This is a genomic window from Acidovorax sacchari (genome assembly GCF_042847045.1).
Lineage (GTDB): Bacteria > Pseudomonadota > Gammaproteobacteria > Burkholderiales > Burkholderiaceae_C > Paracidovorax > Paracidovorax sacchari.
The window spans coordinates 5,388,708-5,409,296 of record NZ_AP035783.1 but is presented as its reverse complement, the minus strand read 5'-3'; the positions used below and the strand labels follow the sequence as shown (position 1 = coordinate 5,409,296).

11 protein-coding genes are annotated in these 20,589 nt (G+C 70.9%); 4 read left to right on the top strand and 7 right to left on the bottom strand.

Features of this window, described 5'->3' with window-relative positions; genetic code table 11:
* Window positions 1-25: 25 nt before the first annotated feature.
* The 7 genes from ACGHC0_RS23990 to glnE form a co-directional block, all read right to left on the bottom strand.
* Window positions 26-1,213, bottom strand: a complete 1,188-nt coding sequence (locus tag ACGHC0_RS23990; protein WP_415266974.1) for an efflux RND transporter periplasmic adaptor subunit — start codon at window positions 1,211-1,213, stop codon at window positions 26-28.
* An 88-nt stretch (window positions 1,214-1,301) separates the two neighbouring features.
* Entirely contained in the window at window positions 1,302-2,726 is a 1,425-nt protein-coding gene (locus ACGHC0_RS23985; RefSeq protein ID WP_415266973.1) for an efflux transporter outer membrane subunit, read from the bottom strand.
* Complete coding sequence (locus ACGHC0_RS23980; protein WP_368353296.1) at window positions 2,723-3,490, bottom strand: CerR family C-terminal domain-containing protein; 768 nt, start codon at window positions 3,488-3,490, stop codon at window positions 2,723-2,725. The genes ACGHC0_RS23985 and ACGHC0_RS23980 overlap by 4 nt, the downstream gene beginning before the upstream one ends.
* 94 nt (window positions 3,491-3,584) lie before the next feature.
* Entirely contained in the window at window positions 3,585-3,758 is a 174-nt protein-coding gene (locus tag ACGHC0_RS23975; protein WP_368353295.1) for an MbtH family protein, read from the bottom strand.
* A gap of 33 nt (window positions 3,759-3,791) precedes the next feature.
* The gene (locus ACGHC0_RS23970; RefSeq protein WP_415266972.1) at window positions 3,792-5,123 is read right to left on the bottom strand and encodes a glycosyltransferase; all 1,332 of its coding nucleotides are present in this window, start codon (window positions 5,121-5,123) and stop codon (window positions 3,792-3,794) included.
* A 24-nt stretch (window positions 5,124-5,147) separates the two neighbouring features.
* Entirely contained in the window at window positions 5,148-9,497 is a 4,350-nt protein-coding gene (locus ACGHC0_RS23965; RefSeq protein ID WP_415266971.1) for an amino acid adenylation domain-containing protein, read from the bottom strand.
* Between the two features lie 393 nt (window positions 9,498-9,890).
* On the bottom strand, window positions 9,891-12,647 hold the full coding sequence (gene glnE, locus ACGHC0_RS23960; RefSeq protein ID WP_368353292.1) for a bifunctional [glutamate--ammonia ligase]-adenylyl-L-tyrosine phosphorylase/[glutamate--ammonia-ligase] adenylyltransferase: 2,757 nt from the start codon (window positions 12,645-12,647) through the stop codon (window positions 9,891-9,893).
* Window positions 12,648-12,748: 101 nt separating this feature from the next.
* Here glnE and ACGHC0_RS23955 point away from each other — a divergent pair, with 101 nt between their 5' ends.
* The 4 genes from ACGHC0_RS23955 to ACGHC0_RS23940 are packed head-to-tail and all read left to right on the top strand — an operon-like array spanning window position 12,749 to window position 20,583.
* The gene (locus ACGHC0_RS23955; protein ID WP_415266970.1) at window positions 12,749-16,999 is read left to right on the top strand and encodes a YhdP family protein; all 4,251 of its coding nucleotides are present in this window, start codon (window positions 12,749-12,751) and stop codon (window positions 16,997-16,999) included.
* Window positions 16,999-17,814: a carbon-nitrogen hydrolase family protein gene (locus ACGHC0_RS23950; RefSeq protein WP_415268456.1), complete on the top strand. Its 816-nt coding sequence runs from the start codon at window positions 16,999-17,001 to the stop codon at window positions 17,812-17,814. The genes ACGHC0_RS23955 and ACGHC0_RS23950 overlap by 1 nt, the downstream gene beginning before the upstream one ends.
* Window positions 17,815-17,821: 7 nt before the next feature.
* Entirely contained in the window at window positions 17,822-19,954 is a 2,133-nt protein-coding gene (locus ACGHC0_RS23945; protein ID WP_415266969.1) for a nitrogen regulation protein NR(II), read from the top strand.
* Window positions 19,954-20,583 carry a response regulator transcription factor gene (locus ACGHC0_RS23940; protein WP_368353290.1) on the top strand — a complete coding sequence of 210 codons (630 nt, stop codon included), beginning with the start codon at window positions 19,954-19,956 and terminating at the stop codon, window positions 20,581-20,583. Before ACGHC0_RS23945 ends, ACGHC0_RS23940 begins: the two co-directional genes overlap by 1 nt.
* Window positions 20,584-20,589 lie beyond the last annotated feature (6 nt).

Below are 20,589 nucleotides of genomic sequence, written 5' to 3'. Positions count from 1 at the left end.
CATGGGCGGGGACTCTCGTTCTTCTCTATCGCGCGGCGCTGGCGCTCTTCGAGGCCGGGACGGCGGCGGCCGGCGCGGCTGTGCCGGATGCCTCGACGCGCACGGTGTCGCCGTCGTTGAGGAACGCGCCGCCGCGTTCCACGAGGGTGGCGCGCTCCTGCAGTCCCGTGAGGATCTCCACCCGGTCGCCCGTGCGCTGGCCGGTCTTCACCTGGCGCATCGCCACGCGGCCGCCGTCGCCGACCTCGAACACGGCACTGAAGCCGTCGCGCACGACCACCGCCGATTGCGGGATGGTGAGGGTCTCGCGCTGCGCGAGCAGGAAATCGCCGCGCGCGAACATGCCGGCCCGGATATCGGGATGGGCGGGCAGATCGACATAGACGAGGGCGTTGCGCGTCTGCGGGTCCACCGTGGGCGCCACCATGCGGACGGTGCCCTCCACCTCGGCGCCGCTTGCGGCGGTGACCTTCGCGCGGATGCCGGAGCGCACGCGCGGCAGCTCGCTGGAGGTGACCTCGGCGCGCCATTCGAGCCGGCCCTTGCGCACCATGCGGAACAGCTCGGTGCCTGCGCCCACCACGGAGCCCACGGTGGCAGTGCGCGAGGAGATGACGCCGCTGTCGGGTGCCAGCACCTGCGTGTGCTTCAGGCGCAGTTGCTGCGCGGACAGCGCCGCCTGGGCGGCTTCGACGCGGGCGGCGGCGGTCTCGCTCGCGGTGGTGTACTGCTGGATCTGCTGCTGGCTCAGTGCGCCCGAGGCCTGCAGCGTGCGGGCCCGCTCGGCGTTGGCGGCCGCCTCGGCGGCGCTTGCCCTGGCTTCCAGCAGGCTGGCGCGGCTCTGGGCCAGCTCGGCCTGGACCGTATCGGCGGAGAAGACAGCAAGGACCTGCCCCGCACGCACCGTGTCGCCGACGTTCACGCGCACTTCGGTCAGCCGCAGGCCGTTGCTCTCGGTGCCGATGCTCGCCTCCTGCCAGGCGGCGATGTTGCCGTTGGCCGGCAGCCGGGCAGCGATGGATTCGCGGCGCGGCGTGGTGGTGGTCACGGTGAGCGCGGGGCGGGGTGCTGGCGCAGCGGCATCCTTGCCCTTGGCGGCTTCGGCGTGAGAGGCGCCGGGCGTGGCCAGCACGAGGGCGCCGCCGGCGAAGGCGGCGAGGCAGGCGGCCGACAGGGCCAGGAGCAGGGAGGGGCGTGAACGCAGGCGCAGCATGGAAAAGGTCCGGGAGTTGCGGTCGTTGAAACGGTTCGGGGCGGGGCGCCGAAGGCGCTGGTCGATGTGGGGCCGGGGCCGCCGCGCACTAGCGGGCCGCCACCGGCGTGGCAGGCGGCTCCCAGCCGCCTCCCGCAGCGCGGTAGAGGCCGATCCACGCCGCCATGCGCTCCTGCCGCAGCGAGATGAGCGCGGTTTCGGAGTTGAGTGCGGTGCGGCGTGTTTCCTCCAGCTCCAGCAGACTCGCGAGTCCGCCGCGCCAGCGCGCCTCGGTAGCGACGAAGGAGGCTCGGTAGCCTTGTGCGGCGCGCTCGGCGTCGGCGCTGCGCGCGGCCGTGCTCGCGAGCCGCACCAGGGCCTGCTCGACCTCGCTCACCGCGCGGCGCACGTTGGCACGGTAGAGTTGCGCGGCTTCCTCGTAGCGTGCCTGGGCGGCATCGACCTGGGCGGCACGCCGGCCTGCATCGAAGAGGGGCAGGCTGAGGCCCACCGGGCCGATCGACCAGGTGTTGGTGGCGACGCTGGTACCGCCCGTGCTGCCCCATGCCCGGCCGACCGACCCGGCCAGGGTGAGGCGCGGAAAGCGCTGGGCGCGTGCATTGCCGACATCGGCGCTGGCCGCAGCCACTTCGCGCTCGGCCGCATACACGTCGGGCCGCTGGGCCAGGACACGGGCCGGCAGGGCATCGATGGCGAAGAGCGCATCCGGAAGGGCCTGCGGTGCCGCCGACTCGGCCGCCCGGGTGCGCAGTTCCGCTTCCGGCATGCCGGTGAGCGCCACCAGTCCCTTCAGGTCGATGTCACAGGCCATGCGCTGCTGCTCGGCGCGCACGCGGCCTTCGGCGCCGCTGGCCTGCGCGAGCGCCAGCGTGGCGGGCGCGGTGAAGCCCGCACGTTCGCTGGCTTCTGTCAGGCGCGCGCTCTCCGTGCGGGAGCGGGCATCGGACTGGGCCACCTCGGCCAGCCGCAGGCACTGGTGCCATGCATCGTATTGCGTGGCCACTTCGGCCGCGACCGAGACGCGGGCCTCGTGCCACTGGGCCTGCGCGCCCGCGAAGCGCTGGCGTGCGGCCTCCTCGGCCGCGGCGTTGCCCCCGAAAAGATCCACTTCCCAGCCGGCCTGCACGGTGCCCTGGACGGTCGTGGCGAGGCCGGCGGCCTGCTGGCTGGTGCCCCGGCTGGCATTGCCCTGGGCATCCAGCGTCGGCAGCAGCGCGGCGCGCGCAGCGACCTGGGTGGCCCGTGCCTGCTGCACGCGCGAGCGTGCCTGGGCGATGTCCGGAGAGACTTCCTGTGCCCGTCCGATCAGGTCCGTCAGCAACGGGTCGCCCAGGCGGTCCCACCAGCGGGCGAGATCTTCGATGCGGCCCTGGTGCGGCAGCGGGGCCTGCCAGCCGGCGGGCGTGGCCGCTTCGGTGCGTGGCGGGGGCGATGTCACCGCGCAGCCCGACAGGGCCAGCAGCGCAGCGGCGCAGAGAAGGCGGTAGGGTCCGGTGGGGAGGAACGGCGTCATGGTTTCAGCGTCTTGCGGCGGGCCGGTGGAGGAGGAGCGGAGGCCCTGGCAGACGCCCGGGCTGCGGCGGGCGTGGCTTGACGCCAGGCTTTCTCGGCTGCGATCATGGCCAGCGCATAGTCCACCATGCGGTCGGCCCAGAGTTCCACTGCCCCGGTCGTGGCCAGCAGTTCGGGCTTGATGGCCTCGATGTCGTCGCGATGGCCCCACAGCTGGAACGCCATGCTGGAGAGGGTCAGCGCCAGCCGGTGGATGGCGAGGTCCGCGGTGGCGACCCCCATGTGGCGGCACAGCAGTCGCACGAGCGCGTCATGGGGCTGGCGCACGTCCTTGTCCAGGGCCCGTTCCCATTGGCCCGTGGGCTCGAGCATTTCCCGGATGTGCAGCCGCACGCTCTGGCGGGCCAGTTCGCCATGGCTCAGGGGGGCGAGCGCCGCGTGGAAGTAGCGCCGCAGCGCCTCTTCCATCGTGATGCCGGGTTGGGCGAAGGCGGAGCGCAGCGACTCGTGGTCCCACGTGGGCTCGGTGAAGACGGCACTGTAGAGCGATGCCTTGTCGCCGAAGTAGTAGCTCACGGCCGCCACGTTGGCCTGCGCCGCCGCGGCAATGGCCCGGACCGAGGTCCTGGTGTAGCCCTGCTCGGAAAACAAACGCAGGGCGGCGGACAGCAGGCGCGCCCGCGGGGATGCCTGCTCCTCTCCCGTCAGGGTGGGAGACGATGCCGGAGGGGGAATCTCGGCAGAACGTGGACGTCGTGCGGGCATGGCCGCGGATTACACCACATTCAATCAAACGTTTGTTTGAATTGCGCGGGTGCCTGTCCGCGTCCCGCCGTATCGGCCGGACCGTGGTCGCCGTTCAGGCGGGAGCGCGGGCCTCGATGAAGTCGCGGCAGCGTTCGGTGCTCTCCGGGCCGAAGACCGCCGTCCAGCCTGCGGGCACCACCAGGAAGTGCGGCCACAGGGACGCCTGGCCTGCGGCGTTGTGCAGCACGAGGAAAAGGCCGTTGCTGTCGTCAAGGGGATGGGTCATGGGAAAGCTCCGTTGCAGTTCTTTTCTTCATGGCTACGCAAGGGCCGGCTGTGGCCGGCTGCGTTCCGCAGCCCCGGTCAGGCCTTCCAGGGCCTGGGCGATGCTTGCCAGGGCGTCGTACCCCGCAAAGGCATCCCGCATAGCCTGCGCGCGCTGCCGGTAGGAGGCATGGCCGAGCAACTGGTGGACCGCGTCCGCGATCGCGCGGCTGCCGGGTTGCCCTGTCTTCAGGTTGATGCCTGCCCCCGTCCAGGCGACGCGGGCCGCGATTTCGGGTTTTTCCTCCGTGCTTCCGGCCACCACCATGGGGATGCCGAGGCTGAGGGCATGGTTGACCGAGCCATAACCGCCATTGGTCACCAGCGCATGCACCTTGGGCAACAGGCGGTCGTACGGGATGAAGTCGAGGACACGGGCATTCGCGGGAGCCGCTGCCGCGACCGCGGGCGGCACGGGCCCGCCCGTGGTGGCGATCACGTGCAGGTGCGGCATGCCGGCCAGCGCCTGGAGCGTGGGGACGATCAGGTGGTTCGGGTCCTCGTTGGCCAGCGTGCCCTGTGTGACCAGCACCACGCTGCGGCCATCGTCCAGCGTGTGCCACCATGGCGGCGGTTCGAAACCCTGCGAGGGCGGCGCGAGCAGCGGCCCCACGAAGCGGACCGTGTCCGGCAGGTCGCTGCGAGGATATTCGAAAGCCTCGGCCGTGAGTTGCAGGTAGAGGTCCGGCAGGGTGAACATGGCATCGGCGAAGAACCCGGGAAGCGGCGGTCGCTCCAGCTGCGCGAGCACGCCGTCGAAGTGGCGCTGCACGTCGTCGAAGGTGGTTCGCCGGACCATGGCCTGGAGCGCCTGGTATTGCTGCCGCTGCTGGGCGTTGGCGGGGGGCGGCAGCGCCGAGCCGAACATGGCCGTGTCGGCGCTGGAGAGCGCCAGCGCACTGATGCCCAGCGCGACCACGGGCGGCCTGTCGCTGCGCGGCCCCAGCAGCAGCGGCATGGTGCCGCAGAACATGGTGTCCGTGACGATGGCGTCGGCGTCGAAGCCGCCGTCCAGGATGCGCTGCAGGCCTTCGTACTGCAGCGCGATGGCGTCGGCGAAGAAATGCTTGAGGCCATAGGCGAGCCGGGGCGGGCCGGGCGGCAGCCGTTGCAGTTGCGGGTGCTGCTGGCCGAATTCGCGAAAGTCCTGGCCGATGCCGGGCAGCAGCGGAACGAAGCTGGCGCCGGTGCCTTCGGCCTGGGTGCGGAAGATGCCGCCGGTGTGGATCCGCACTTCGTGGCCGAGCTGGACGAGGTGCCGTGCCACTGCCAGGACGGGCATCACATGTCCGGGCAGGGCGGTGGCGGCGAGCAGATAGCGTGCCATGGGTTAAGTTTCTCCTGCGATGGGTCAGCCGAGGGCCACGGCGGGTTGCGCGCCAGCGGCATCGGCAGCGTCGCCGATGCCGAGGTGCTCGAAGTAGCGCCGCAGCAACTCACGGTCCGCCGAGCGGATCGGCGCCCCCGCGGCTTGCAGCCGTTCCTGGGTGGCAGTGGCGCAGACGATGGCCGGCACGGAGTTGTGGAGGTCGTAGCCGTCCAGGATCGTGAGGAGCGCCGCCAGGTCGAGGTCCTGCGTGATGGCCAGACGCTGTTGCGCATGGCGCATCCAGTTGGCGAAATCCGTGGACTGCAGCGGCCTGCCGATCTGCTGGAACACGACGCTCATGTCGTTGACGTGCAGCGGATCGGATCCGAGCAGGTGGAAGACTTCGCCCCACGAATCCTGCCGGAGCGAGAGCCGCACGATCGCCTGCGCCACTTCGTCCACGGGCGTCAGGCTGATGGAAAGATCCAGATGGGGCGATATCCCCAGCTCCGCGTACAGCCGGGCCAGGCGCCAGAACATGTCGGTGTCGTTGCAGACAGCCCTTGCCTTGTCTCCCGTGACCGCGCCCAGGCGGTAGATCGCCACGGGCAGGCCCCGTGCCTGCGCGGCCCGGGCCAGGTGGTCGGCCACCCACTTGCTCTTCGCGTAGCCGTTCCCCAGTCCGTCGGGTGTGGACAGGGCGGACCGCTCGGTCACCACCGGCGTTTCGGGGTTCATGCCGATCACGGCCAGCGTGGAGACGTAGTGCAGCACTTTCGGCCGGCCCTGGGCCGTCCATTCCAGCAGCGTGACCACGCTGTCCACGTTGGACGGCTTCAGGGTCTCGTAGGGATGGAGGTAGTCCACCTGTGCGGCGCAATGGTAGATGGCATCGCATTCGGCCACGCGCCGGATGGCGTCGTCGGTCATGCCGAGCCGCTCCGCAGCGAGATCGCCGGTGGCGATTTCGACGCGCGAGGCATCCCACGCCTCGCCGAGGCAGCGCTCCGCCAGCGCGTGCTGCAGGCGTTGCAGTCCCGCGCGCTCGTTTGGTGCGCGCACATGGCAGATGATGGTGGCGGACGTTTCGCGCAGCAGCGTGGCGAGCAGGTAGCTGCCCACGAAGCCGCTCGCGCCGGTCAGGAAGACGCGCTGGGGAATGGCGGGTGGCGCGGGCAGGTCCGGCTTGCGGATGTGCTCGGGCAGCGCGATCTGGGCCCTGAGGTCGGTGGCGGGGCGCATGCCCCCGTTGGTGTCGAACCAGACCGCGAGCTCTGCGATGGTGTGCCGGTTGTAGAGTTCGGCCGGCGGAAAATCCGGGTGCATATGTTCGCGGATCTTCATGCCGAGCTGCATGGCCATGAGCGAATGCCCGCCAAGGTCGAAGAAGCTGTCATGGATGCCCACCTTCTCCGCATGCAGCGCGCTGGCCCAAAGCCCTGCGAGTTTCTTCTCGATCGCGGAGCGCGGAGCGACATAGCCCGGGCCAGAAGTGCAGGCGGTGGGAGCAGGAAGCGCCCGGCGATCGAGCTTGCCGCTCGGCCCCAGCGGCAGTTCCGCCAGGATGACGAAGGCGGAAGGGACCATGTATTCGGGCACGCGTTGCGCCACATGGGCCCTCAGAGAGAAGTCGTCCAGCCGGTCGCCGGCGACGGGCACGCAGTACGCCACCAGCACCTTGCTTCCGCCGGCGTCCTCCCGCACCACCACGGCTGCCTGCTGCACGCCGGGATGGCGCATCAGAGCCGATTCGATTTCGCCCGGCTCGATGCGCAGGCCCCGTATCTTCACCTGGTGGTCGGAACGGCCGAGGAATTCGAGCGTGCCGTCGTCGCGCCAACGCGCGAGGTCGCCGGTGCGGTACATGCGGCTGCCTGCCGGCCCATGCGGATCCGCGATGAAGCGCTCCGCGGTGAGCGCGGGACGGTTCAGGTAGCCCAGCGCCAGGCCGTCGCCCGCGATATACAGTTCGCCGATGGCGCCCACCGGCAAGGGTTGCAGGCCCGGGTCCAGCACGTACATCCGGGTGTTCCAGATGGGGCGTCCGATCGGGAGGCGCGCCAGGCCGGCGCATGCCTCGGGTGTACAGGCCCAGGCGGTGACGTCCACCGCCGCCTCGGTGGGGCCGTAGAGGTTGTGCAGTGCGCACCACCCCAGCATGCCGTGGAACCGCGCAGCCAGGGGCGCAGACAGATCCTCGCCGCTGCATACCACCCGGCGCAGCGTATGGCATGCCGCCGCCGCAGGCTCCTGCAGGAACAGCTCGAGCATCGAGGGCACGAAGTGGACGGTGGTGACGGCTTCCCGCGCGATGAGGTCCGCCAGGTACTGCGGATCGCGGTGCCCGCCGGGCCGGGCGATCACGAGCGTGGCGCCCGCGATCAGTGGCCAGAAGAACTCCCATACCGAAACGTCGAAGCTCGAAGGCGTCTTCTGCAGCACGCGGTCGCCGGACTCCAGCCCGTACTCCGCCTGCATCCAGCGCAGCCGGTTGACGATGGCGGAGTGGGGCACCACGACGCCCTTGGGCCTGCCGGTGGACCCCGACGTGTAGATGACGTAGGCCGGTTGCGAGGGGTGCAGCGCTGCGGCCGCAGGGGCGCCTGCAGGCGCATCCTGCTGGAGGCCGGCCTGCGGTTGTGCGGCATCGACGAGAAAGCGCGGAATGCCGCCATCGAAGCGCCCGGAGAGCTCCTGCGTGGTCATGAGGCACACGGGCTGTGCGTCGTCCAGCATGAAGGCGAGGCGGTCGGCGGGAAAGTCCGGGTCGATCGGCATGTACGCCGCCCCGCTTCTCAGGACCGCAACCAGGGCTGCCACCAGTTCCAGCGACCGCGGAATCGCCAGCGCGACGAGGCGGTCCGGGCCGGCACCCATGGCCGCCAGACGGTGGGCCCATTCCCTGGCCTGGCGGTCGAGTTCGCCGCGGGTCATGGAGCGGCCTTCGAAGCGCAGCGCGATCGCGCCGGGGTCGCGCGACAGGCCGGCATCCAGCCATTCGGCCAGGTGGGCCGCGGGCTCCGCGCGGACCGCGCCGCCGCACCTGGACAGGAAGGCCTGGCGTTCATCTTCGGTGATGACCTCCACGCACCCGATGGCCTGCGTGGGAAGATCGGTCAGGGTGTCGAGCACGCCGAGCAGCCGGGCCTGGTGCGCTGCCAGTTCGGGCGCGGTGTAGAGATCGGCATGGGCGTCGAAGTCGATCCGCAGGTCCTGGCCATTCCCGTGCTCATACATGAAGATGCCGAGATCCTGGGGGGATCCGTTGGTGAGGTTGCGGGTCTCGATGGTGCAGTCCCCGAAGCGCAGCGCGTAGTCGAAGGGCTCCACGTTGACCATGGTGGTGAAGAGGGGATGGTCCTTCGCCTGCAGTTCCAGATCCGTGCGCAATTGCTCGGAGCGGTAGGCCTGGTGGCGCAGGATCTTGCGCATCTGCTGGCTGACCTCGCGCAGCAGGGCCGTGAAGGGCAGTTCGGGCCGCATGGACAGGCGCAGGGGCACTGCGTTGGCGACCATGCCGGGCACGCGCCGCATGCGGTCGTTGTAGCGCGCCGTCACCGGAACGCCGATCACCAGATCGGACACGCCCGTCATCCGGTAGAGATAGGTGGCCGTCGTGGCGATGAGTATCTGCGGCAGGGTGGCGCCGTGCAGTGCGGCCGCATCCCGCAGCGCGGCGACGCGCGCCGCCGGCCAGTGCGCCGTTTGCCGCAGCAGGCTGCCGATGTTGGTGCCGCGCCGTTCGGCGAGGGTCAGCGGCTCGGGGCGGTCGCGCATCCGCTCCATCCAGTATTCGCGGTCTTTCAGGGCGCGCGCGGAGTCGCGGTAGGCCTGGTCCTCCTCGATCAGGACGGACAATGGTTTCAGTTCAGAATCGGCCGGCGCAGCCGTGCCGTTCACCAGCGCCGTGTACAGGTCTGCCGCCCGGCGCGCGACGATGACGGCGGCGAAGCCGTCGTTGGCGTAGTGGTGCCCGCGCTGATACCAGATGTGGTGGTCCGGAGCGATGCGGAGCACTGCGCTGTACCACATGGGCTCCCGTTCGACATCCGTGCGGCGGGCAGAGTTTTGGACCATCCATTGTTCCGCCGATGCCCGGGGATCGCCGTCGCCGCTGAAATCGAGCAGGGAGATGCTGCCCGAGAACTCGGGCTCCAGCCACTGCCGGGGGCCCTGGGGCGTGTCCTCGACACGCAGCCGGAGGGACTCCGTCTCCGCGCACAGGGTGCGCAAGGCCTGCAGAAACAGCTGGGGATCGAACTTCCCGCGAATCTCGATGGCCTCCGCGATATTGAAGTGGGCATCGGGCGGCGCGAAACGTGTAAGGAGCCACATGCCTATCTGGGCTGCGGTCAGTGGAAGGTAATGGACAGGGGAATGACTGGCGCGCATGGCGGCTCCGTTCGATTCGTTGACAACGATGGAATGGGAGACGGACCAGCCGATTGCCACGGGCGCGGGCCCGCAGAGTGGTTCGTTGGCACAGCCGCACACGACGCGCTGAGGGGGCAACCCCAGGCGCCGAATGACCGTGTACAGGCAGGATGCCCTCCCTCTTGACTTCGGCCCCTTGAGAGGCTCTTCACAGCGATGAGTCCGCGTCTCCAGCGGTCATCGGCACGCTGTTGGGTAAATTCTTGTTGCTTGGGCGTATCGTTGCCAAAAAACTGCCGAGCAGCAATGTCCCAAGATTTATGGCTGGGATAAGGGAAGTCCCCTGCTTTGCTCCGGGAAGGAGCCGAGATGCAGCGGGGAATGGCGGCGGCCTTGCGCCGCCGCAGGGCATCACGGCGCCGCCGTGCCGCCGAATACCGCCCGCCACAGCGCCATCACCGCCTCGCGTTCGGCATGGAGCGACGAGGGTGCCACGCGCGTGGGCTCTTCGTTGAGCCGCGCGCGGTGCTGCACCTGGCGCAATGTCCGGTAGGCCGACGCGGCGGCCGCGCCGACGCCCGCGGGCAGCAGGCCGGCGCCCTCCGCGCGCTGCAGCAGGGCGATGTTGCCGACGTTGTCGCACAGGCCCGGGTGCTCGCCCGCGTGCGCGAGCACGAGGTACTGAACGGCGAATTCCGCATCGACCATGCCGCCCACGCTGTGCTTCACGTCGAACTGCCCTGCAGGCACCGGGTGCGCGGCACGCACGCGCTCGCGCATGGCGACGATCTCCGCGTGCAGGCCTGCGGCGTCGCGCGGGGCCGTGATGACGGCGGTGCGCACGGCATCGAAGCGGTCGCGCAGCGCATCGCTGCCGAGCACGAAGCGCGCGCGCGTCATGGCCTGGTGTTCCCAGGTCCAGGCGGTGTTGCTGCCGCGGCGCTGCTGGTAGTTGGCATAGGCCTCGAAGCTCGTGACCAGCAGGCCCGAACTGCCGTTGGGCCGCAGGGCGGTGTCGATCTCGTAGAGGTCGCCTTCGCCGGTCTTCACCGTGAGCCAGTTGATGAGCTTGCGCGCGAAGGCGGCATAGATCTCCGGTGCGCGGTCGTCGTCGTCGTCGAACACGAAGACGATGTCCAGGTCGCTGCCGTAGCCCAGCTCCTTGCCGCCGAGCTTGCCGTAGCCGATGATGCCGAACTGCGGCACGTCGCGGTGTCGGTTGCGCAGCCGGTCCCAGCACCACGCGGCGGTCACGCGCAGAACGCAGTCGGCGAGGGCCGACAGGTCGTCGGCCACCTGTTCGACGGTGATGCGCCGCTCCACGTCGCGCGCGAGGGTGCGGAAGGTTTCCGCATGCTGGGCGCGGCGCAGCAGATTGAGCAACGCCTCGTCGTCGTCCTCCCCGGTGGAGCGCAGCGAGCCGATGCGCAGTTCCATTTCGTGTTCGAAATCCGCCGGAACGAAACGCTCGGACAGCAGCGCGTCCCCGGCCAGTTCGTCGATCACGCCGGGGTGCTGCAGCATGTAGCGGGCCGGCCACTGGGCGGCCCCCAGGAGGTGCATCAGGTGCTCATGCACCGACGGGCGCTCCAGCAGCAGCGCGAGATAGCTCTCCCGGCGCAGCAGCGGCTCCAGCCAGGCCACGAGCCGCACCGCGGCATCCTCGTTCACCCGGCCTTCGGCCAGCCAACGCGCCGTGCGCTGCACCAGCCGCAGCAGCCGCGTGCGGGCTTCGTCGCGCAGAGCTGCCACGCGCGGATGGTCGCGCCATTCGGCCACGCGTTCGCGCACCTTCGGGGGCAGTTGCTCCAGCAGCGTGTCGAACTCGGGCACCGGAGCCGATTGCGCGCGCGGCCCGCCGCAGCCGCCTCCGCTGCACTGGCGCTTGCCGGGGCCGCCCAGCAGCGTGTCGAACTCCTGCGCCACCAGTTCGCGGTGGGCATCGAGCTGGTGCAGGAAGGCGCAGCAGCCGAGCCCCAGCGTGCTGGCGATCCAGGCAAGGTCGTCGTCGCGCGTGGGCAGCACGTGGGTCTGCTGGTCGTCCAGGTACTGGATGCGGTGCTCCACGCGGCGCAGGAAGGTATAGGCCTCGGCCAGCGCATCGGCCGTCTCCTGGGGCATGAGGCCGGCGCGTGCGAGGCGCTGCAGGGCTTCCAGCGTGGGGCGGCAGCGCAGTTCGGGGAACTGCCCGCCGCGCACCACCTGCAGCAGCTGCACGGTGAATTCGATCTCGCGGATGCCCCCGCGCGAGAGCTTGACGTCGTTGGCCCGCTCGGGATGGCCCGCGCTGCGCTTCGCGGCATGGTCGCGGATCTGCCGGTGCAGCGAGCGCAGCGAATCGAACACGCTGTAGTCGAGGTAACGGCGGAAGACGAACGGCAGCACCACCGCGCGCAGGCCCTGCACGGCCGGATGGCCCAGGCCGTCGCGCGGCGCCACGATGCGGCTCTTGAGCCAGGCGAAGCGTTCCCATTCGCGGCCCTGCACCTGCAGGTATTCCTCCAGGGCGGCGAGCGAGACGGCGGGCGGGCCGGAGTTGCCGTTGGGGCGCAGGGCCAGGTCCATGCGGAAGACGAAGCCGTGCTCGGTCGTTTCTCCCACCAGGGCGTGGATGGCCTTCACGGCGCGCCCGAAGTATTCCTGGTGGGAGATGCGGCCGCGGCCGCCGTCCACCCCCGCGGTCTCGCCTTCGTGCTCATAGACATAGATCACGTCGATGTCGCTGGACACGTTCAGTTCGCGCGCACCCAGCTTGCCCATGCCGACGATCCAGAGCGCCACCGGGGCGCCGTCCGGGCCCTGCGGCGGGCCATGGCGGGCATCGAGGTCCTGGCGTGCGTGGCGCAGGGCTTCGTCCAGCGCGAGTTCCGCGAGTTCGGTCGTGGCCCGGGTGACGTCGGACAGCGGCGCGCCTTCCTCGCAGTCCATCCGGATCAGCCGCTCCATGACCAGTTGCCGCAGCACGCGCAGGGCGGCGCCCGTGTCGTGCCCGCGCGCGCGCAGGGCCTGCAGGGCCTCGGCCATGGTCTGGCGGGTGGGGGCGCCTGGCGGCAGCAGCGCGGTTTCGCCGGCATAGCGGCGCTGCAGCCGCTGGTGGAATCGGGAATGGGCGGCCCCGGCGGCATGCTCCGCGGAGGCGCCGCCGGGCTCAGCGAACGGCGTGGACATATGGCAAGGAAGAGGCACTGAAACTGTACATACCGACACCCTTTGGGGCTGAACCCGCACAGCGGGCGCGGGTCATAATTCCTGCCACATCCAAGCCCACCATGATTGAGACGACACCGCACCCCTCCCGCCTGCTCCGATGCATGGCGGGCCTTGCGCGGTGGTCACTGGGACTGCTGATCGCCTTCTGGCTGCTGGTCGCCGTGGCCTGGGGGGTGCTCCACGGCTGGATTGTGCCGCGAATCGGAGAGTGGCGCCCCGCGCTGGAAGCCCAGGCCACGAAAGCCTTGGGGGTACCCGTGCGCATCGGGGCGCTGTCGGCGCGCTCCGAGGGCCTGGTGCCGGCCATCGAACTGACCGACGTGGCCCTGCTCGACCCGCAGGGCCGCGAAGCCCTGCGCCTGCCGCGGGTGGTGGCGGCGCTCTCCCCGCGCTCCGCGCTGCGCCTGGGATTCGAGCAGCTGTACATCGAGCGGCCCGAGCTGGATGTGCGCCGCGAAGCCGACGGCCAGCTGGTGGTGGGCGGCATCCGGCTGCATGGCGGGGCGGGCTCCGGCGACGGAGGCGCGGCCGCCGACTGGGTGTTCTCGCAGGGAGAGGTGGCGCTGCGCGGCGGTACGGTGCGCTGGACGGACGCGATGCGCGGAGCGCCTCCGCTGGAGCTGTCCGACGTGGACATCGTGCTGCGCAACCGGGGCTGGCGGCATGCCATGCGCCTGGACGCCACGCCACCCCCGTCCTGGGGTGACCGGTTCACGCTGATGGGCCGCTTCCGGCAGCCGCTGCTCACCACCCATGGCGGTGCGTGGAGGCAATGGAGCGGCCTGCTGTTCGCGCAGTTCGGGCGGGTGGACGTTTCCCGCCTGCGCCAGCATGCGGACATCGAGGGCATCGACGTGGTGCAGGGCCGCGGCGCCCTGCGCGCCTGGCTGGACGTGCGGCGTGGCGAGGTGGCGGGCGGCACGGCGGATGTGGCGCTGGCCGACGTGGAGGCCACGCTGGGAAAGGGGCTGGAGCCCCTGGCACTGGCTTCGGTCGCGGGCCGCGTGGGCGGGCGCTGGCTGGAAGGCGGCTTCGAGGCGTCCACCGAGGGGCTGCAGTTCCTGACCCGCGACGGCCTGCGCTGGCCTGGCGGGAATGTGTCCATCCGGCAGGCCGGCAGGGATCCCCGCGTGCCCGAGCGCGAGCAGGGCGAGCTGCGCGCCGACCGGCTCGACCTGGCGGCGCTGGCCCAGGTCGCCAGCCGCCTGCCACTGGGCGACGCGCTGCACGGGGCGCTCGACCGGTTCGGCCCGCGGGGCGCCGTGGAGGAGATCCAGGCGAGCTGGCGAGGCCCTTTGGATGCCCCCCGGCAGTACCAGGCCCGGGGCCGGGTGGCAGGCCTGGCGCTGGCCGACGGCGCGGCGGTGAAAACCTCCGGCATGCCGGGCGTGCGGGGCGCCGCGGTGGATTTCGAGTTCACCCAGGCGGGCGGCAAGGCGTCCGTGGCCATCCAGGACGGCGCCCTGGTGCTGCCGGAAGTCTTCGAGGACCCTACCGTGCCGCTGGAGCGGCTGTCCGCCAGCGTGCGCTGGCAGGTGGAGGGCGAGCGCATCGCGCTGCAGGTGCCCGACCTGCAGTTCTCGAACGCCGACGCCCAGGGCGAGGCCCGCATGGCCTGGACCACCGGCGACCCGAAGCGGTCCTCCAGCCGTTCCCGCTTCCCGGGCGTGCTGGACCTGAGCGGCGAACTGCGCCGCGCCGACGGCACGCGCGTGCACCGCTACCTGCCGCTGGCCATTCCCGCCGAAACCCGGCACTACGTGCGCGATGCGGTGACGGCCGGTACGGCGTCCAGCGTGCAGTTCCGCGTCAAGGGTGACCTGCACGACATCCCGTTCAACCATCCCGGCCAGGGAGAGTTCCACATCGCAGCCAGGCTGCGGGACGTGACCTATGCCTATGTGCCGCCGGGCCTGCAGCATGCGGGCGATCCGGTCTGGCCGGCGCTCACGCAGCTGGCGGGCGAACTGGTGTTCGACCGCTCCAGCATGGCGGTGCGCGGGGCGACAGGCAGCTTCGCAGGCACGCCTCGGCTGCGCGTGGACCGGGTCGAGGCCCGCATTCCCGATCTCGCCCACAGCGTGGTGGGCGTGCAGGCCCAGGCGCAGGGGCCCCTGGCCGACATGCTGGCCTTCATGGCGGCATCACCCCTCTCGCGTCTCACCTCGCATGCCCTGGACCAGGCGACCGGTACCGGCAACGCCGGCCTGCAGTTGTCCCTGAGCCTGCCGATCAGCCATATCGACCAGTCGAAGGTGCAGGGCAGCCTGGCGTTCGCGGGCAACGATGTGCGCATCACTCCGGACGTGCCCGTCATCACCCGCACCCGGGGCGCGGTGCAGTTCAGCGACACCAGTTTCACCCTGGCGAACGTGCAGGGGCGGGCGCTGGGCGGCGACCTGCGGCTGGAGGGCGGCATGCGGTCCGCGGCATCCGGGGCGAATGCGCTGGAGTCCTCGGTGCAGGTGCGGGGCCAGGGCGTGGCCACGGCCGAGGGCCTGCGCGAGGCGGTGCAGTGGCCCGGGCTGCCCGAGCTGGCCCGCCATGCCACGGGCAGCGCCGCGTATGCGCTGGCCCTGGGCGTGCGCCGGGGCCTGCCCGAGGTGCTGGTGACGACCAATCTGCAGGGCATGGCGCTGGACCTGCCTGCCCCGCTGGGCAAGGCCGCCGATGCGGTCCGCCCGGTGCGCTACGAGTCGCAGCTCGCCCGGGAGTCTGCCGTGCCCGCCGATGCCGGCGCCGATCCCCCGGTCCGCGAGCAGATGACGGTGGACATCGGCGGCATCGGTTCCGCGAGCTACGTGCTGGACCATTCCGGCCCGGTGCCACGCGTGCTGCGCGGCGCCATCGGCATCGGCCTCGCGCCCGGCGAGTCTGCGGTCATGCCGGAGCGGGGGGTGTCGGCCAATGTGCACACCGACCTCCTGGACCTGGACGCCTGGCAGGATGTGCTGGGCCGGCAGGCTGCCGGCCCGGCGTCGGCCCCGGCCTCCGCGCCGGAGGCGGGCGCTTCCACCCCTGCCGCATCTGCGGCTGCTCCGGGCGGCAGCGCGCGCATGCCCGAAGGTGGCGCACAGGAGTTCCTGCCCACCGTGCTGGCCGCGCGCGCCAAGACCCTGGTCCTGCAGGGGCGCACGCTGCACGATGTCGTCGCAGGCGGTTCCCGCGAGGGCTCCACCTGGCGGGCCAATCTGGATGCCCGCGAACTCAGTGGATACGTGGAGTACCGCCCGGACGGCGAGGGCGACGAGTCCGGCGGCCGCGTGTTCGCCCGTCTGTCCCGGCTTTCCGTGCCCCAGAGCGAGGCCCAGCAGGTCGAGGAGTCGCTGCTGGACAGCCGCACCGAAAGCACCACGATGCCCGCGCTGGACATCATCGTGCAGGACTTCGAGCTGCGCGGCCGCAGGCTCGGCCGCATCGAGGTGGAGGCGCAGAACCGCGGTGGCGCAGGCGCTCCGCGGGAATGGCGCTTGTCGAAGCTCAACCTCACTGTGCCGGAGGCCAGCTTCACCTCCAGCGGCAACTGGGTGCTGCTGGGCGGCGGGGCCGCAGGCGCGCGCCGCCGCACCTCCATGGATTTCCGGCTCGACATCCGAGATTCCGGCCAGTTGCTGGCCCGCTTCGGCATGGAGGGCGTGGTGCGCCGCGGCAAGGGCCGCATGGAGGGGCAGGTCGCCTGGATGGGGGCGCCCCTCGATCCCGACTACCGTTCCATGTCGGGGCAGATCAATGTGAACGTGGAGTCGGGCCAGTTCCTCAAGGCCGACCCCGGACTGGCCAAGCTGCTGGGGGTGCTGAGCCTGCAGTCGCTGCCGCGGCGCCTGACGCTCGACTTCCGCGACGTGTTCAGCGAAGGCTTCGCGTTCGACTTCGTGCGGGGCGACGTGCGCATCGAGCAGGGCGTGGCCACCACCAACAACCTGCAGATGAAGGGCGTGAACGCCGCGGTGCTCATGGAGGGCAGCGCCGACCTGGACCATGAAACCCAGAACCTCCATGTCGTGGTGGTGCCCGAGATCAACGCCATGACGGCGTCGCTCGTGGCGACGGCCATCAACCCCGTCGTGGGGCTCGGAAGCTTCCTGGCGCAGGTGTTCCTGCGGGGGCCGCTCATCCAGGCGGCGACGCAGGAGTTCCGCATCGACGGTACCTGGACCGACCCGCGCATCGTGCGCGTGCCGCGGCGCCGCACGGGGGCGGAGCCGCCCGCCACCGCATCCCCGGAAGAGGCCGCCGCCCCTGCGCCGGCTTCCACTGCTTCCCAGCGCAAGGCGCCCGCATCCCGCGGCGCAGAGGAGAAAGAGCCATGATGAACGCCGCCGCACTGCAGATGGTTTCCGGCCTCCAGGTGCAGGACAACCTCCGGCAGGCCCGCCGCCTGCTGGAGGATGCCGCTGCCCTGGGCGTCGAACTGGCGGCCCTGCCCGAGTATTTCTGCGCCATGGGCGCCCGCGATACCGACAAGCTGGCATTGCGCGAGACCTTCGGCGAAGGGGTGATCCAGGATTTCCTCGCGCAGGCCGCGCGGGAGCTGGGAATGTGGATCGTCGGCGGCACGCTGCCCCTGCGCTGCGGCAGCGAGCACCACGTGCGCAACACCACCCTCGTGTTCTCGCCCGCGGGCGAGTGCGTGGCGCGCTACGACAAGATCCACCTGTTCCGGTTCGACAACGGGCGCGAGCGCTTCGACGAGGCCGCCGTCATCGAGGCCGGCGGCACCCCCGCGCGCTTCACCATGACGGCCCGCGACGGCTCCGCATGGCGCGTGGGCCTGTCGGTGTGCTATGACCTGCGCTTTCCCGAGCTCTACCGCGCCCACGCCCGGGCCGGCGCGGACGTGCTGCTGGTGCCCAGCGCCTTCACCCACACCACGGGCCAGGCCCACTGGGAGGTGCTGCTGCGCGCCCGCGCGGTGGAGAACCTCGCCTACGTGGTCGCGCCGGCACAGGGGGGCACGCACGAGAATGGCCGGCGCACCTGGGGCCACAGCATGGTGGTGGACCCGTGGGGGCAGGTGCTGGCGCAGCAGGCCGAAGGCCCTGGCGTGGTGGCTGCACCGCTCGACGGCGAGCGCCTGCGGCAGGTGCGCTCCCAGCTGCCTGCGCTGGACCATCGCGTCCTGTGAATACGCCGTGAGCACCGCCCCCACGCCCGCGACCGGCGCGGATGCCGCCACCCCGCTGCCGCCGGCGGCGGGCGCGCTGGCGCGCTGGCCCTGGCGCCGGTGGCACATCGCATGGCGGCGCTGGTCGCTCTGGACCGCGCTCGTGCTGCTCGTCGCCGGCATGCTGGTCACGCAGGTGTGGCTGGCGGGGCGCTACGAAGCCTCCGAAGTGCAGAACCGCCTCGACCGCGACGCCGCCGACGCCGTGGCCGACATCCGCACGGGCTTCACCCACAACCTGCAGAACCTCCAGGCGCTGCAGGCGGGCGGCCCCGACAGCGCCAGCTGGGAGGCGCGCGCCGCCCAGCTCCTGGGCAGCCGCCGCGAACTGGTGCGCATCGAATGGCGGGACCCCGCCCTGCGCGTGCGGGCGCATGCCGAAACGCCCTACCGGCCCGTGCAGTGGGACGCGGAAACCCGCAGCGGCACGCACTCCAATACCGCCCTGGCCTGCGGCAATGCCCGGCGCGTGGGCGGGCCCTCGTATTCGGGCAGCTACTACCAGCCGCTGGGCGAGGGCCGGGGCGCGGAAATGATGGAGTTGTGCATCCCGTTGACGAACGAGGGGGTCAACACCGGCTACCTGGTCGCCACGTACTCGCTGCAGAACGTGCTGGTGGAAATGGTGGTGCCGGGGCTCAAGCGCGGCCAGGAAGTGTCGTTCACCGAGGCCGACGGCACCCGGCTCGCCATGGTGGGCGCCAACCGGCGCGGCACGCGCATGTTCAGCACGCAGCAGCTCTTCGACCTGCCCGGCACGGCCCTCGTGCTGCGCATGGACAGCTGGCACAGCGCGCCGAGCGTGTTCCCCAACGTGCTCACGGCTCTGGTCACGGCCATGTCCATCGCGCTGATCACCGTGCTCGTGGTGCTGGTGCGCGACAACCGCCGGCGCCTGCGCGCCGAGCGCGACCTGGGCGACGCGCTCGCATTCCGCAAGGCCATGGAGGATTCGCTCGTCACCGGGCTGCGTGCCCGCGACCTCCAGGGGCGCATCACCTACGTGAACCCCGCCTTCTGCGAGATGGTCGGATTCTCCGCGCAGGAGTTGCTGGGCCAGGCCGATCGCCCTCCCTACTGGCCGCCGGAGTTCGTCGATGAATACCTGCGGCGCCAGAGGGGGCGGCTGTCCGGGCAGCATCCGCCGCCGCGCGAGGGCTACGAGTCCACCTTCATGCGCAAGGACGGCACGCGCTTTCCGGTGCTGATCTTCGAAGCGCCGCTGATCAATGCGCAAGGCCTGCACACGGGCTGGATGAGCGCGTTCCTGGACGTGAGCGAGCAGCGCCGCATCGAGGAGCTCTCGCGGGCTTCCCAGGAGCGCCTGCAGGCCACCGCGCGCCTGGCCACCGTGGGCGAAATGGCATCGCTGCTGAGCCATGAGCTCAACCAGCCGCTCGCGGCCATCGCCAGCTACGCTTCCGGGTCGATCAACCTCCTGGAATCGGCGGAAGCCTCGCCGGGATCCCATGGTCCGGTGTCGTTCCTGCCGGACGTGCGCGTGGGCCTGCAACGCATCGCGCAGCAGGCCGAGCGCGCCGGACGGGTCATCAAGAGCGTGCACGACTTCGTGCGCCGCCGCGACCAGACACGCGAACCCGTCGCAGCGGAAGACCTGCTGGATGCCGTGCTGCCCCTGATCCGCCTGCAGGCGCACAAGCTGCGCGTGCAGATCCGCATCGGCGTGGAGCCGCAACTGCCCCGCGTGCTCTGCGACCGCACCATGGTCGAGCAGGTGCTGCTCAACCTCGCGCGGAACTCCATGCAGGCCATGGACGAGCCCGGCACGCCGCACCGCCTGCTGGAGCTGCGGGTGAGGCGCGCGGCCTCCAATGCGCAGAATGCGTGGCTGGAGTTCCAGGTGATCGATGCCGGCCCCGGCATTCCGGACGACGTGGGTGCCAAGCTGTTCACGCCGTTCTTCACCACCCGCGCGGAAGGCATGGGGCTGGGGCTGAGCCTGTGCCGCACCGTGGTCGAGCAGCATGGCGGCTTCCTGGGCCACGCGCCGCATGCACCGCGTGGTACGGTATTCACCTTCACCCTGCCGGCCTGTCCCCATGCTGGCGCCGAACCCGACACCGAACCCCGGAACGCCTGATGGAACCCGTCTCCAACGCCACCGTGTACATCGTGGACGACGACGCCGGCGTGCGCGAAGCGCTCGCATGGCTGTTGCGATCGCGTCGCGTCCCCAGCGAGTCCTTCGACAGTGCGGAGGCCTTCGAGGCCATGCTGGGCGACCGGCCCGTGCTGCGCCAGCCGTGCTGCCTGCTGCTGGACGTGCGCATGCCCGGCATGAGCGGGCTGGCGCTGTTCGACCGCCTGGCCGAGCGCGGGCTGACCGGCGCCCTGCCGGTGATCTTCCTCACCGGCCATGCCGATGTGCCCACGGCGGTGGCCACCGTGAAGCGCGGTGCCTTCGATTTCTGCGAGAAGCCTTTCTCGGACAACCTGCTGGTGGACCGCATCGAGCAGGCCCTGGCGCAATCCGCCCGGTACCTGGAAGAAGCTCACCAGCGCAACGACCTGAAGCACCGGCTCGCCGAACTCACGGAGCGCGAGAGCGACGTGATGCGCCTGGTGGTGGAAGGACTGCCCAACAAGCTGATCGCGGACCAGCTGGACATCAGCGTGCGCACGGTGGAAGTCCACCGTGCGCGCGTGTTCGACAAGATGCAGGTCAAATCGGCCGTGGAACTGGCGAACCTGCTGCGCTCGGCCGGCTGACCCGGC